Here is a 13,053-nt window from a genome sequence, read left to right on the forward strand (position 1 = left end):
TCCCAGGGAAGCCTTCTGCCGAAACAAATCCACTCATGTGCGGCGATTGCGTGTGATCCAACCCGCCGCCTTTGAATAACTCGCGGAGTTCCTCAATGCCTCCCACCTTCACCCTTGGCCTGCATCATGCTCTGGTGTCGACTCCACGCTGATGTAGCTCTCGCGGAGACCCCGCGAATCGTTGAAACTGATGTCCTCCGGCATCCGGTCTGAGCGGCAATGAGCGAATATCAATACTACGAGTTCCAGGCGATCGATCAACCGCTCAGCGTCGCGGAACGCGCGGCCCTGCGGGATCTGTCGACACGGGCGCGGATCACGGCCACCAGCTTCATCAATTTCTATGAATGGGGTGACTTCAAGGGCGATCCGGACGAGCTCATGGAGCGCTGTTTCGATCTTCATCTTTACCTGGCGAACTGGGGCTCACGCCGCTTGATGATGAAGCTGCCGGCCCGGCTGGTCGACCGGAAGCGTCTCTGCGCCTTTTTCGAGGGGACCGACGGCGTCTCACTCAGGATGGTCGGCGAGAACGTCATTTTGAGTATCTCCCGCGACGAATTGGAGCTCGAGGATTGGGGCGACGACGAGCGTTGGCTAACAGCCATGGGACCGCTTCGGGCGGACCTGCTCTCAGGCGACCTCCGGCTTTTCTATCTGCTTTGGCTGATGGCTGCCGAAATGGAGGCGATCGAGCCCAATGAGCCGGAACCGATGTCGGGCATCGGACCGTTGACAGATGCGCTCGAAGCGTTTGCCCGGTTCTTCGGCATCGACTACGATCTTGTCCAGGCAGCGACGGAGCGAAGTGCTGCCGCTGATCGGGACGGCGCTTCGCCAGATATGGTTCAACGGACAATCACCGCGATGACCGATGCCGAGAAAACCGGCCTGCTGGTGAGAGTTTTCGATGGCGAGCCGCATGCGTCGGCGGAACTGCGAGCCATGGTCCGGGCGCGCTTGCAGCCCCCGGCCGCGGTCGCCGTTCCACGCACAATGGCCGAATTGCAAGCCAGGGCACGTGAAATCCGTCTTGCCCGTGAGCACCGTGAGGCAGAATTGGCGGAGATGCAGCGGCGACTTCAGGCGGAAGCGGCCGAGAAGGCCCGCCAAGTTCGGCTTGAAGGCATTCTCCGCCGAGGGGAAGAAAACGTATGGAGGGATGTCGAGGATGAAATCGCGCGTCGCAACCCCGCCGGCTATGACAAGGCGGTGGCTCTTCTTTCGGATCTTCTGGCGCTTGCAGAAAAACAGGGTGCGACAGAGGAATTTCATCTCCGGCTTCAATCGATCCGGGAACGCCACGCTGGCAAGGGCCGCTTCATCGAACGTCTGGGGATCGCCGCCCTCCTACGCTGAAGCTTCGGAGGGCATCCTGCTTCGCGCGACCGGCGCACCAAATCCTGCGAAGCTCGAAGAGCGAAGCAGGATGGCGGAGAGGGAGGGATTCGAACCCCCGATGGGCTTGCACCCATGCCGCATTTCGAGTGCGGTGCATTCGACCACTCTGCCACCTCTCCGCGGTCATGGTCGGCCGTTGCCGGCGCGGCGCACTAGATAACGGCTGAACGGGCAGGTTACAAGGCCAAATCCGCGGGGAAATTCAGCTTGCCGTCCGGGTCCGGCCGGGATCGAGATCATCCGTCCCCGACAGGCGGTGCCAGCCGGTACGCCAGGGTCAGGGAAACGGGCCGTTTGCCTTGACTCGCGCTCAACCTTCGGTTAGGGACAGCGCGCAATCGGCGTGGAGGGTTCTTCCGCGCCGCTTGTTTTTTGAACCCGCAGACTGACAAAAAGACGGCCGAACCGCCAGAGGCGGTTCATCAAGGCCGACCGAACAGCGAAAGGCAAAAAATGTTCGCAGTCATCAAAACGGGCGGCAAGCAGTATCGCGTCGCCGCCAACGATCTCCTGAAGATCGAAAAAGTCGAAGCCAATGTCGGCGATATCGTCGAGATCGGCCACGTGCTCGCGCATGGCGAGGGCGAAAACGTCACGTTCGGCGCGCCGTTCGTCGATGGCGCTCTGGTCACGGCCGAAGTCGTCGAGCAGGGCAAGAACCGCACGGTCATCGCTTTCAAGAAGCGCCGCCGTCAGAATTCGCGCCGCAAGATCGGCCATCGCCAGCTTTTGACCACCGTGCGAATCTCCGAGATCCTGCTGGGTGGCGCAAAGCCGACGAAGACGGCAGCGGTGAAGGCGCCGAAGAAGGAAGCCAAGGCTGAAGTGGCCTCCGAGGCAAAGGCCGAGGCCGCGCCGAAGGAAGCCAAGGCCAAGAAGGAAGCTGCTCCGAAGGACGACGCAAACGCCGAGACCGCCGCCGCGCCGCTGTTCAAGGCGCCGAAGGGCGAGCCGGACGATTTGACCGTGATCAAGGGCATCGGCCCGGTCGCCGCCAAGGATCTCGCCGAGCAGGGCATCATCACCTTCGCGCAGCTCGCCAAGCTGACCGAAAAGGACGTCGCCAAGATCGACGAGCACATGCCGTTCAGCGCCGACCAGATCAAGGACTGGCGCGAACAGGCCAAGGAATTGGCGAAGAAGTAATTTTTCCGGCGACTGGGTCGCCGGATCGGACTTGAAACGGAACGCGAACGCGTTCATAAGGCCTTTTAGGCGCCTTGCGGCGCAACGGAGTTAGTTAGATGGCACACAAGAAAGCTGGCGGCTCGTCGCGCAACGGTCGCGACTCGCATTCCAAGCGTCTGGGCGTGAAGAAGTTCGGCGGCGAAGCCGTCATCCCGGGCAACATCATCATTCGTCAACGCGGCACGACCTGGCATCCCGGCGTCAATGTCGGCATGGGCACGGACCATACCCTTTTTGCGCTCGAATCCGGCGCCGTGATGTTCAACAAGAAAGCCAACGGCCGAACCTACGTATCGGTCAACCCGATTACCAAAGCCGCGGAGTAGCCGGTTCCGCACTAGAACACCGGCGCCCATCTCGGGACCGGTGTCTGGCAAAACCAGGAAAAGGATCAGGGGAGATGGGTTTCCATCTCCCCTTTTTCTTGTGCCTGGAGGACTTCTAATGGTTGCCGAAGCGGAAGACACCGAAGACGAAAGTTACGCGATAGACTGTCCGGTGCTGGTCACCGAGCGGCTGGTGATGCGGGCGCCCTGCGAAAGCGATGTCGCGCAACTGGTGGAACTTGCCGACAACCGCCATGTCGCCGAAATGCTGGCGCGCATGCCGCACCCCTATGGCGAGGCCGAGGCACGCGCCTTCCTCGCCATGACCAAGTCGCGCCGCGCAGGCATCGTCTATGCCCTGACGCTGGCCGGCACCGACACCTTCGTCGGCTGCGCGGGCTTGAACACCACCGATCGCGGGCTGGAGCTCGGCTACTGGATCGGCGAGCCCTGCTGGAAGAGGGGCTATGCGACGGAAGCCGCCCACGCGCTGGTCGATCTCGCCTTCCAGAAGACCTCGATCCAGGTGCTGCATGCCTCGACACGGGTCATCAATCCGGCCTCGCGCAGGGTCATCCACAAATGCGGTTTCCAGTATGCCGGCCAGGGAATGTTGAACTCGATCGTCGCCGGCCAGGTGCCGGTTGAGCGCTACCGGCTGGATCGCAAGACCTGGATCAGCCTGCGGAACTGGGTGCATTTCTGATGGTTCGTGCGAGTCAAGCCAGTGGCTGGTGATAGAAACGATCTTGAAACAGTCGTGATCGCGCCGATAGGGCGGGGTGATATCGAAAGCTTTCATCGCGCGCTCGATCTCGTTTCGCGCGAGCGAAAGTACCTATCCTTCCTTGAAGCGCCACCGCTCGATCAAACCCGAAGATTCGTAGCGGACCGTATCGCGAGAGGCGACCCAGGGTTCGTGGCCGTTGTGCGTGGCGAGGTTGTCGGCTGGTGCGATATCACTCGCCAGGATCGGCTCATACATGCTCATCGCGGCACCCTCGGAATGGGGATTGTTCCCTCCTATCGTGGGCGTGGCCTTGGACTGCGGCTTATCACTGCGACCTTGGCACAAGCGCGCAAGGCCGGCTTTGTCCGTGTCGAGCTTTCCGTGCACTCCGACAATTCTCGCGCTATCTCTCTTTACGACAAGGTCGGGTTCATCAGGGAGGGTGTGCAGCGTGACGCCGTCTACATCGACGGGGAATACCGCGATGCGATCATGATGGCGATCGTCGAACGTGAAAACGCCGCCGGATAATAGCCGTCAGCCCAGTTCGGCCCAGACGGGCAAATGGTCCGAGCCGACCGCTTGGCGGTCGACCCACAGGCGTTTCAGGGATCGAGCAAGCGAGGCGCTGGTGAAGACGTAATCGATGCGCTTGTGGCGGCTGGCATCCTCCGGCCGTTTGGGATCGACCCAGGTGGCGAGATCGGCCACATCGAGGCGTACGGCGGCATCGACGGCAAAGTCGGCGGTCAGCGGCATGCCGAATTCATGGTCCGGACGGCCGGCGAGTTCGATATATTCGGGCGAGCCGGCCAGCATGTTGAAATCGCCCATTCCGACAAAGGCTTCCGGATGCGGCAGTTCCGGCAGGCCGATCTCGGCGACGCCGGACAATGCTCCGCCTTCGAGCGCGTAGTTCAACAGGCGCTGGCGCAGGAACTGGATCTGGCTGGCGCGTTCGACCGGGCTGCGGTGATCGAGATGGATGGAATAGAAGCGGATGAAACCGAGGGGCGTCTCGATCAGCGCTTCCAGCGCGCCGCGCTGGAAGTTCATCATCTCGAAGCTGCGGCTGCGCGGCAGAAGCAGGTTGCGCGACAGATGAATGGGCGTCTTCGACAGCACCATGTTGCCGAGCTGGAAGGTCGTGGTGATGGCGCGTCCATCCTCGATGCGCGAACCGATATTGGCCTCGAAATTGCTGCCATAGACGGCAAAGTAGTCGGGCAGCGCCTCGCCGATCTCGGCGACCATGTCGCGGCCGCCGTTCCTCGGATTGTTGCGGGTAACCTCCTGCAGCGCAATGACGTCGGCGTCGCGCACGGCCTCGGCGATGCGCCCGACATCGTACTGCCCGTCGAGACCGACGCCGTACTGGATGTTGTAGGTTACAAGCTTCATTCCGCCATCTCCGGCCAACCCCATGCGGCCATTGTCACAAAACGGCCTCGCCCTTCGCCGCGCCTTGGTTTAGAGCAAGGCCTAAGGTTTAGAGCAATGCCGCAAGGCCAATAAAGAAACTGCGATCCATGAAATTTCTCGATCAAGCCAAGGTCTATGTCCGCTCCGGTGACGGGGGCGCCGGTTCGGTGTCGTTCCGGCGCGAAAAGTTCATCGAATTCGGCGGGCCGGACGGCGGCGATGGCGGTCGCGGCGGCGATGTCTGGCTGGAAGCGGTCGACGGGCTGAACACGCTGATCGACTATCGCTACCAGCAGCACTTCAAGGCCAAGACTGGTGTCCATGGCATGGGCCGCAACATGACGGGGGCCAAGGGCGCCGACGTCACGCTCAAGGTGCCGGCCGGAACGCAGGTGTTCGAGGAGGACAATGAGACGCTGATCTGCGACCTGACCGTCGTCGGCCAGCGCTTCCTGCTCGCCAAGGGCGGCAATGGCGGCTTCGGCAACCAGCATTTCAAGACCTCGACCAACCAGGCGCCGCGCCGCGCCAATCCCGGCCTGCCGGGCGAAGAGCTCAACATCTGGCTGCGGCTGAAGCTGATCGCCGATGCTGGCCTTGTCGGGCTGCCCAATGCCGGCAAGTCGACATTTCTGGCCGCCGTCACCGCGGCCAAGCCGAAGATCGCCGACTATCCATTCACGACGCTGCATCCCGGCCTCGGCGTCGCCCGCATCGACGCGCGCGAATTCGTCATCGCCGATATTCCCGGTCTCATCGAAGGCGCGCATGAAGGCGTCGGCATCGGCGACCGCTTCCTCGGCCATGTCGAGCGCACGCGCGTGCTGCTGCACCTGGTCTCGGCGCAGGAAGAAAATCCGGGCAAGGCCTACAAGACCGTGCGCGCCGAACTCGATGCCTATGGCCATGGCCTGATCGAGAAGGCCGAGATCCTGGCTCTTTCGCAGGTCGATACGCTTGATGCCGATGAGCGCAAGAAGAAGGTCGCTTCGCTGAAGCGCGCCGCCGGCCGCGCGCCGATGCTGTTGTCCGCCGTCACCGGCGAAGGCGTCGAGGCGGTGCAGCGCGCCCTGATGACGGTGATTGCCGAGGCTCGCGCGCAAGCTCTTCCCGTGGCCGAGACGCGCTGGGAAAAGTAAGGCATGCAGTCGCTCAGGAAATACCGGCGCATCACCGTCAAGATCGGCTCGGCGTTGCTCGTCGACCGCGTGGCGGGCCTGAAGCGCGACTGGCTGGCCTCGCTCGCCGACGATATCGCGGTGTTGGCCAATGGCGGCGCGGAAATCCTCGTCGTGTCGTCGGGCGCCATCGCGCTTGGCCGCACCATTCTTGGCCTCGGCAAGCGTGCGCTGAAGCTGGAGGAAAGCCAGGCCGCGGCCGCCGTGGGACAGATCGCGCTCGCCGGCGCCTGGTCGGATGCGCTTGGCAAGGGCGCCCTGAAATCAGGCCAGATTCTCTTGACCCTTGGCGACACAGAAGAACGCCGGCGCTATCTCAACGCCAGGGCGACGATCTCGACATTGCTCAAGATGAAGGCGGTGCCGGTCATCAACGAGAATGACACGGTCGCCACCTCCGAAATCCGCTATGGCGACAATGACCGGCTGGCCGCGCGCGTCGCCACGATGATGGGCGCCGACCTCCTGGTGCTGCTCTCCGACATTGACGGGCTCTACACGGCGCCGCCGGCGCGCGATCCGCAAGCCAAATTCATCCCCGTGGTCGACCGCATCACATCCGATATCGAAGCCATGGCGGGAGCCGCCGCTTCCGAATTGTCGCGCGGCGGCATGCGCACGAAGCTCGATGCCGGCAAGATAGCCACGGCCGCCGGCACGGCGATGATCATCACATCGGGCACGCGGCTGTCGCCGCTGATGGCGATCGAGCGCGGCGAGCGCGCCACTTTCTTCCGGCCAAGCGCCAATCCGGTCAAGGGCTACAAGACCTGGATCGCCGGCCAGCTCGAGCCGGCCGGCCGGCTGACGGTCGATGCCGGCGCCATCGGCGCGCTGTTGTCCGGCAAATCCCTGCTGCCGGCCGGCGTCAAGCTGGTCAGCGGCAATTTCTCGCGGGGCGACACGGTGGCGATCCTGTCGCCAGAGGGCCGCGAGATCGCGCGCGGACTGGTTGCCTACGATGCCGCCGATGCCGTAAGGATCGCTGGCCTGAAGACAGCCGAGATCGAAACCATTCTCGGCTACGAAGCGCGTTCGGCGATGATCCACCGCGACGATTTGGTGGTCAATCACGCCGGAGACGACACAAGCGGAGGATGAGCCATGCTGAAACTGCATGAAAAATCCGGGGACGACACCGTGGCGCTGATGGCCGATATCGGCCGCCGTGCCCGCGCTGCCGCCCGGCCGCTGGCCATCGCCACCACCGCCGCCAAGAATGCCGCCCTCCTTGCAATGGCCAAGGCGATCGTCGCCCGCGAGCAGGAGATTCTCGACGCCAACGCCATCGATGTCTCGAATGGCCATGAGTCCGGGCTATCCGCTTCCTTCATGGACCGGCTGAAGCTCGATCCGGTGCGTATCCATGCCATGGCCGAAGGGATGCGCGAGATCGCCGAACTCAAGGATCCCGTCGGCGACGTCATCGCCGCCTGGGAGCGGCCGAACGGCCTGCAGATCGAGCGCGTGCGTACGCCGCTCGGCGTCGTCGGCGTCATTTATGAGAGCCGTCCGAACGTGACGGCGGATGCCGGCGCGCTCTGCCTCAAGGCCGGCAATCCGGTGATCCTGCGCGGCGGGTCGGATTCGCTCAATTCGTCTTCCGCGATCCACGACTGCCTCGTCGAAGGCCTGAAGGCGGCCGGCCTGCCGGAAGATGCCATCCAGTTGGTGCCGACCACCGACCGCGCCGCTGTCGGCGAGATGCTGAAGGGGCTTGGCGGCACGCTCGACGTCATCATCCCGCGCGGCGGCAAAAGCCTTGTCGGGCGGGTGCAGAGCGAGGCACGCGTGCCGGTCTTTGCCCATCTCGAAGGTATCTGCCACCTCTACATCGACCGCTCGGCCGATCTCGACATGGCGGTCAGGATCGCCGTCAACGCCAAGATGCGGCGCACCGGCGTCTGCGGCGCCGCCGAGACATTGCTGGTCGACCGTGCCGTGGCGTCGACGCATCTGGTGCCGATCCTCGACGCGCTGCGCGCCGCCGGCTGCGAGATCCATGCCGATGGCGAAGTGCTGAAGCTGTTTTTCGACGCCAAGCCGGCTGATGATGCCGACTGGGTGACCGAATATCTCGACGCCATTATCGCGGTGAAGCTGGTCGACGGCGTCAGCGGTGCGATCGAGCATATCGAGACCTTCTCCTCGCATCACACGGAGGCGATCGTCGCCGACGACGCCAAAGCGGTGGAGCGGTTCTTCAACGAGATCGATTCGGCGATCCTGCTGCACAATGCCTCGACGCAGTTCGCCGATGGCGGCGAGTTCGGCATGGGCGCCGAGATCGGCATCGCCACCGGCAAGATGCATGCGCGCGGACCGGTCGGCGTCGAACAGCTGACATCGTTCAAATACCGCGTGCGCGGGTCGGGACAGGTGAGGCCGTGACGTTTTTTGCTGCTAGGGCGTGAAGCGTTGCGCCCAGGCACCCCCCTCTGTCCTGCCGGACATCTCCCCCGCAAGGGGGGAGATTGGCTGGCATTTCGGATTTCGCCAACCCTCAACGCTGCAAGATTTACCTCTTCGCCGAAATTGCTGATCTCCCCCCTTGCGGGGGAGATGCCCGGCAGGGCAGAGGGGGGTGCCTAGCGCGATGCTATCTCCTTCCCCACCCCCAGCACCCTCCGCCTACCTCAAAATGCCGCATGCCGAAAAAGGCCTGGCCGTCGGTCTATTCGGCGGCTCGTTCAATCCGCCGCATGCCGGCCATGCGCTGGTCGCCGAGATCGCGCTGAGGCGCCTGGCGCTCGACCAGTTGTGGTGGATGGTGACGCCGGGCAATCCGCTGAAGAACACGCGCGAACTGGCGCCGCTGACCGAGCGGCTGCAGTTGTCGGAGCGGATCGCCAAGAACCCGAAGATCAAAGTCACCGCCTTCGAGGCGGCGCATCACGTACGCTACACCGCCGACACGTTGGCGCTGGTCAAGGCGCGCAATCCCGGCGTCGATTTCGTCTGGATCATGGGCGCCGACAGTTTGCGCGACTTCCATCACTGGCAGCGCTGGCGCGAGATCGTGCTGACCTTCCCGATCGCGGTCATCGACCGACCGGGGGCGACGCTGTCGTTCCTGTCGTCGGTCGTCGCCAAGACCTTCGACTATGCCCGCGTCGACGAAGGCGATGCGCCGCGGCTTGCGCGCATGAAAGCGCCGGCCTGGACCTTCATCCACGGCCCGCGCTCGTCGCTGTCGTCGAGCGCGATCCGCCGGATGGCAAAGGGATAGGGGTGCCACGGGGTTCCTCCCTTCTCCCGCAAGGGGAGAAGGGAAGACCGCCGATGTCGCTTTTGCAGGGGCTTTTCGCCGTGGAGTGGGCGATCTTGTCTGAACATGACCACTCTCGTGAAGCACCAACCCGCAGTCGATCCGGAGCAGGGCAGCGCGCCGACGCCGCTGATCGCGATCGCCAGCGTCATCGTTTCGATGGCGCTGATTGCCATCGGCAACGGGCTGATGTTCGCTTACATACCGGTCCGGCTCGGTGCCGAAGGTTTCGACCCGACCTGGGCCGGGCTGATCGTCACCGGCCTGTCGGCCGGCGGTCTCGCCGGCTGCATCCTGACCGGGCCGCTGGTGCGCAGGGTCGGCCATGCCCGTGCCTTCATGGTGCTGTCGGCGCTGATAGCGCTGTCCAACGCCGCCATCGGCGCCGGACCCCATCCGCTGCCGTGGATCGGGGCACGCGCCCTCTACGGCTTTGCCATTTGCGGCCTGTTCATCGTTGCGCAGAGCTGGCTCAACGATGCCATCGCCAATGCGATACGCGGCCGGGTGATGGCCTTCTTCTACGTCGCCTATGTCGCCGGGCTCGGTGTCGGCTATGCGGCGCTGGCTTTCATCGACATCAGAGCCGCGGATGCGCCCTTGATCGGCATCGCCTTCACCGCCCTGTCGATCCTGCCTGTCGGCATGACGCGGCTGGCGCAGCCGCCGGCGCCCCAGGCAGCCTCGGTGGCGCTGCGCCGGGCCTGGCGGATTTCACCCGTCGGCGTTGCCGGCATGCTGGCGGTCGGCGGCCTGTCGATGTCGATTTCCGGCTTCGCGCCGATCCATGCCACGGCCAAGGGCTACAGCCAGGCCGAAGTGGCGCTTTTGCTTTCGGTGATGCCGCTTGGCACGCTGATCCTGCAGCTTCCGCTCGGCTGGATCTCCGACCGTACCGACCGCCGCTATGTGCTGATCGGGGCGTCGGCGCTGGCCGCGGCGGCGGGCATGCTTGCGCTCGGTTTCGACGGCGGTGCGCTGGCGGCGCTGCTGGTGATCTATGTCTTGTGGGACGGCGCCTCGGAATCTATCTATTCGCTGGCCAGCGCGCACGCCGCCGACCGTGCCGGCAAGGACGACATGGTGGCATTGTCCAGCTCGCTCCTGTTTGCCTGGTCGCTGTCGGGCTTCATCGTGCCGGGAATCGTCACGGCGCTGTCGGCCGTCTTCGGCACACAGGCCTTCATCTATGTGGCAATCGTCATTGCCTGCGCCTTCTGCCTGTTCGTGCTGCTGCGCGTGTTCACGACGCGGCCTGTTCCGGCCACCGAGACCGGCAGCTTCGCGCCGATGACCGCGCAGGCGCCGCTGCCGGTCGAACTTGCCTATGCGCCGGACGAACAGGACCGGCCTCGAAGCAATTGATTATTGCCGGCGGGCTTCCGGCGCCGGTGCTTCCGGTGCTTCCGGTGGCGGCAGCGGGATCGATATGCCTTCCGAATCGAATTCCTGCTTGGCGCGCTTGGTGAGATCGGCCTGGGTGGCGAAGAAATCCGCTGACGATGTCCAGTAGCGCAAGGTGATCGAGACGGTGCTGTCGCCCAATGCCGCAACGAAGGCGATCGGTGCCGGCTGGCGCCTGATGCGGCGCTCGGCGGCGGCAATGGCAAGCAGTGTCTTCTGAGCCCGGTCGATGTCGTTCCACGAGCCGATGCTCAAGGTGATGTCGCCACGGCGCACGCCGTTGCGCGAAAAGTTGCGCACCGGCTGGTTCCACAGCGTCGAATTGGGCGCCAGGATGTAGACGCCATCGGCGGTTCTGAGCTTCGTGGCGAACAGCCCGATTTCCTCGATCGAACCGGCGATGGAGCCAACCTCGACGGATTCGCCGATGCGGAACGGCCGCAGCGCCAGAAGCATGATGCCGGCGGCGATGTTCTGCAGCGTGCCTTGCAGCGCCAGGCCTATGGCCAGGCCAATGGCGCCGAGCGCCGCGATGATCGACGCGGTCTGAACGCCGAACTGGCCGAGCACCATGATGACGACGAGGACCAGTATGGCGTAGCGGACGATCTTGGAAAGGAAATGCCGCAGCGTCTGGTCAAAGCCGTGAATATGGCCGAGGCCGGCAAAGATCGAGCGCTCGCCGAGGCCGGCGATGATGTAGCCGACAACCAGAAGGATGACCGCGCCGATGGCGGAGAAGGAATAGGAGACGATCAGCGTACTGAGTTGCGCGAGGCCGGCCTGGAGGGTGAGCAGAGTGTCTTGGGGGTCGATCGGCATGGCAGGGTTCCGGTTGGTCGATGAGCCGATAACCGATGCGGGAAGGCTGGGTTCCGACCTTTTTGCCTCTCGCATGGAACAACCGCGCAGCCGGCGAGTTCGCGTGAATTGGAGCTCCGTCTTGAAACTGCAACGGAACTCTGCCTATCTAAGTGGTGTCATCCGCTTTTGGGGTGATTTGGTTGTTCTTGCTGCGAAAGGAAATACACTGAGAACAGCACTGCGGAAGAGGGCCGATATCGTGCCTTCGCCGGCCAGGATCAGCGTAGACGACGCCGTGTCCCGTGCCATCAAGACAGTCCTTGCCAGTCTGGAAGACTCCAAGGCCGAAAACATTGTCTCAATCGACATTCAGGGGAAATCGAGCCTCGGCGACTACATGGTCGTCGCGTCGGGCCGATCGCACCGTCATGTCTCGGCTGTCGCCGATCATCTCCTCAAGGCGCTCAAGGATGCCGGCCTCGGCACGGCGCGCGTCGAGGGGTTGTCCGGCGCCGACTGGGTCCTGATCGATTCGGGCGATATCATCGTCCATGTCTTCCGTCCCGAAGTCCGCGAATTCTACAATCTCGAAAAGATGTGGCAGGCGCCGGATCTCGAGGAAGAGACCCTTCACTAAGCTGCCCTGTGTCGTCGCCCAGAACCGGATTTCCTTTGGGTGACATGCATTGGCGGCTTATAGAGGCGGGATGAAGATTTCAGTTCATGCCGTGGGCCGAATGAAAGCCGGCCCCGAGCGAGAGTTGGCCGAGCGCTATTTCGAGCGCTTCGCCAAGAGCGGCCCTGCCGTGGGGCTCGAATTCGCCGGCGTCACCGAGATCGCCGAGGGCCGTGCGCAGGGCGCCACCGAGCGCCAGCGCGACGAAGCTTCCCGGCTGCAGGCGCAACTGCAGCCAGGCACAGCGCTGATCCTGCTCGACGAGCGCGGCAAGAGCCTTTCCTCGCAGGATTTCGCCAATCGCATCGGCCAGTTGCGCGATGGCGGGCGCAAGGCGCTGGTGCTCGCCATAGGCGGCGCCGATGGTCACGACGCGTCGCTGCGCGAGCGGGCTGAGCTGGTGCTGTCGTTCGGCGCGCTCACCTGGCCGCATCAGCTGGTGCGGGTGATGCTGGGGGAACAGCTCTACCGGGTGGCGACGATCCTGTCGGGCCACCCCTATCACAGATCCTGAAAGCCGCCGCTCCACACCGAATTCCGCCCCAATGCCGCGCAAGATCCCGATGAAGGAACCGCTTTCCTTGTGCATGTCGTTGTTCCAAAAGCACCGCGCAACTTTGGGCGACACGCGTTAACATGGTTGATGGTTCGTTAAC

At 63.7% G+C, this 13,053-nt stretch carries 14 protein-coding genes and 1 tRNA gene; 12 read left to right on the forward strand and 3 right to left on the reverse strand.

Annotated features, from left to right (window positions below; all coding sequences use genetic code 11):
• Positions 1 to 219: 219 nt before the first annotated feature.
• Positions 220 to 1,359: a hypothetical protein gene (locus AC0NIH_RS05810; protein ID WP_473461089.1), complete on the forward strand. Its 1,140-nt coding sequence runs from the start codon at positions 220 to 222 to the stop codon at positions 1,357 to 1,359.
• Positions 1,360 to 1,430: 71 nt separating this feature from the next.
• Here AC0NIH_RS05810 and AC0NIH_RS05815 read toward each other — a convergent pair.
• Positions 1,431 to 1,520, reverse strand: a tRNA-Ser gene (locus tag AC0NIH_RS05815).
• A 334-nt stretch (positions 1,521 to 1,854) separates the two neighbouring features.
• Here AC0NIH_RS05815 and AC0NIH_RS05820 point away from each other — a divergent pair.
• The 4 genes from AC0NIH_RS05820 to AC0NIH_RS05835 all read left to right on the forward strand — a co-directional run bounded on the left by AC0NIH_RS05820 (position 1,855) and on the right by AC0NIH_RS05835 (position 4,176).
• Positions 1,855 to 2,547 carry a 50S ribosomal protein L21 gene (locus AC0NIH_RS05820; protein WP_473461092.1) on the forward strand — a complete coding sequence of 231 codons (693 nt, stop codon included), beginning with the start codon at positions 1,855 to 1,857 and terminating at the stop codon, positions 2,545 to 2,547.
• A 98-nt stretch (positions 2,548 to 2,645) separates the two neighbouring features.
• Complete coding sequence (gene rpmA / locus AC0NIH_RS05825; protein WP_013892455.1) at positions 2,646 to 2,915, forward strand: 50S ribosomal protein L27; 270 nt, start codon at positions 2,646 to 2,648, stop codon at positions 2,913 to 2,915.
• A gap of 118 nt (positions 2,916 to 3,033) precedes the next feature.
• Positions 3,034 to 3,621, forward strand: a complete 588-nt coding sequence (locus tag AC0NIH_RS05830; RefSeq protein ID WP_473461095.1) for a GNAT family N-acetyltransferase — start codon at positions 3,034 to 3,036, stop codon at positions 3,619 to 3,621.
• 21 nt (positions 3,622 to 3,642) lie between these two features.
• Entirely contained in the window at positions 3,643 to 4,176 is a 534-nt protein-coding gene (locus AC0NIH_RS05835; RefSeq protein ID WP_473461098.1) for a GNAT family N-acetyltransferase, read from the forward strand.
• Between the two features lie 6 nt (positions 4,177 to 4,182).
• On the opposite strand, the gene AC0NIH_RS05840 is transcribed toward AC0NIH_RS05835, so the two are convergent.
• The gene (locus AC0NIH_RS05840) at positions 4,183 to 5,046 is read right to left on the reverse strand and encodes an endonuclease/exonuclease/phosphatase family protein (RefSeq protein WP_473461101.1); all 864 of its coding nucleotides are present in this window, start codon (positions 5,044 to 5,046) and stop codon (positions 4,183 to 4,185) included.
• 128 nt (positions 5,047 to 5,174) lie between these two features.
• Here AC0NIH_RS05840 and obgE point away from each other — a divergent pair, with 128 nt between their 5' ends.
• From obgE to AC0NIH_RS05865, 5 genes are all read left to right on the forward strand, one after another.
• Positions 5,175 to 6,206, forward strand: a complete 1,032-nt coding sequence (obgE, locus tag AC0NIH_RS05845; protein ID WP_023777602.1) for a GTPase ObgE — start codon at positions 5,175 to 5,177, stop codon at positions 6,204 to 6,206.
• Positions 6,207 to 6,209: 3 nt separating this feature from the next.
• Positions 6,210 to 7,346, forward strand: coding sequence for a glutamate 5-kinase (proB, locus tag AC0NIH_RS05850; protein ID WP_473461104.1), 1,137 nt, complete (start codon positions 6,210 to 6,212; stop codon positions 7,344 to 7,346).
• 3 nt (positions 7,347 to 7,349) lie between these two features.
• Positions 7,350 to 8,636 carry a glutamate-5-semialdehyde dehydrogenase gene (locus AC0NIH_RS05855; protein WP_473461106.1) on the forward strand — a complete coding sequence of 429 codons (1,287 nt, stop codon included), beginning with the start codon at positions 7,350 to 7,352 and terminating at the stop codon, positions 8,634 to 8,636.
• A 205-nt stretch (positions 8,637 to 8,841) separates the two neighbouring features.
• The gene (locus tag AC0NIH_RS05860) at positions 8,842 to 9,474 is read left to right on the forward strand and encodes a nicotinate-nucleotide adenylyltransferase (protein WP_013892461.1); all 633 of its coding nucleotides are present in this window, start codon (positions 8,842 to 8,844) and stop codon (positions 9,472 to 9,474) included.
• 105 nt (positions 9,475 to 9,579) lie between these two features.
• Positions 9,580 to 10,878, forward strand: a complete 1,299-nt coding sequence (locus tag AC0NIH_RS05865; RefSeq protein WP_473461109.1) for an MFS transporter — start codon at positions 9,580 to 9,582, stop codon at positions 10,876 to 10,878.
• On the opposite strand, the gene AC0NIH_RS05870 is transcribed toward AC0NIH_RS05865, so the two are convergent.
• The gene (locus tag AC0NIH_RS05870; protein WP_473461112.1) at positions 10,879 to 11,739 is read right to left on the reverse strand and encodes a mechanosensitive ion channel family protein; all 861 of its coding nucleotides are present in this window, start codon (positions 11,737 to 11,739) and stop codon (positions 10,879 to 10,881) included. It lies immediately after the preceding gene.
• 241 nt (positions 11,740 to 11,980) lie between these two features.
• On the opposite strand from AC0NIH_RS05870, the gene rsfS reads away from it, so the two are divergent.
• Positions 11,981 to 12,358: a ribosome silencing factor gene (rsfS, locus tag AC0NIH_RS05875; RefSeq protein ID WP_023777607.1), complete on the forward strand. Its 378-nt coding sequence runs from the start codon at positions 11,981 to 11,983 to the stop codon at positions 12,356 to 12,358.
• A gap of 70 nt (positions 12,359 to 12,428) precedes the next feature.
• A complete protein-coding gene (rlmH, locus tag AC0NIH_RS05880; protein WP_473461115.1) occupies positions 12,429 to 12,911 on the forward strand; it encodes a 23S rRNA (pseudouridine(1915)-N(3))-methyltransferase RlmH in 483 nt (160 codons plus the stop codon).
• The last annotated feature ends 142 nt before the right edge of the window (positions 12,912 to 13,053 follow it).

It is taken from the genome of Mesorhizobium sp. WSM1386, from assembly GCF_055901595.1.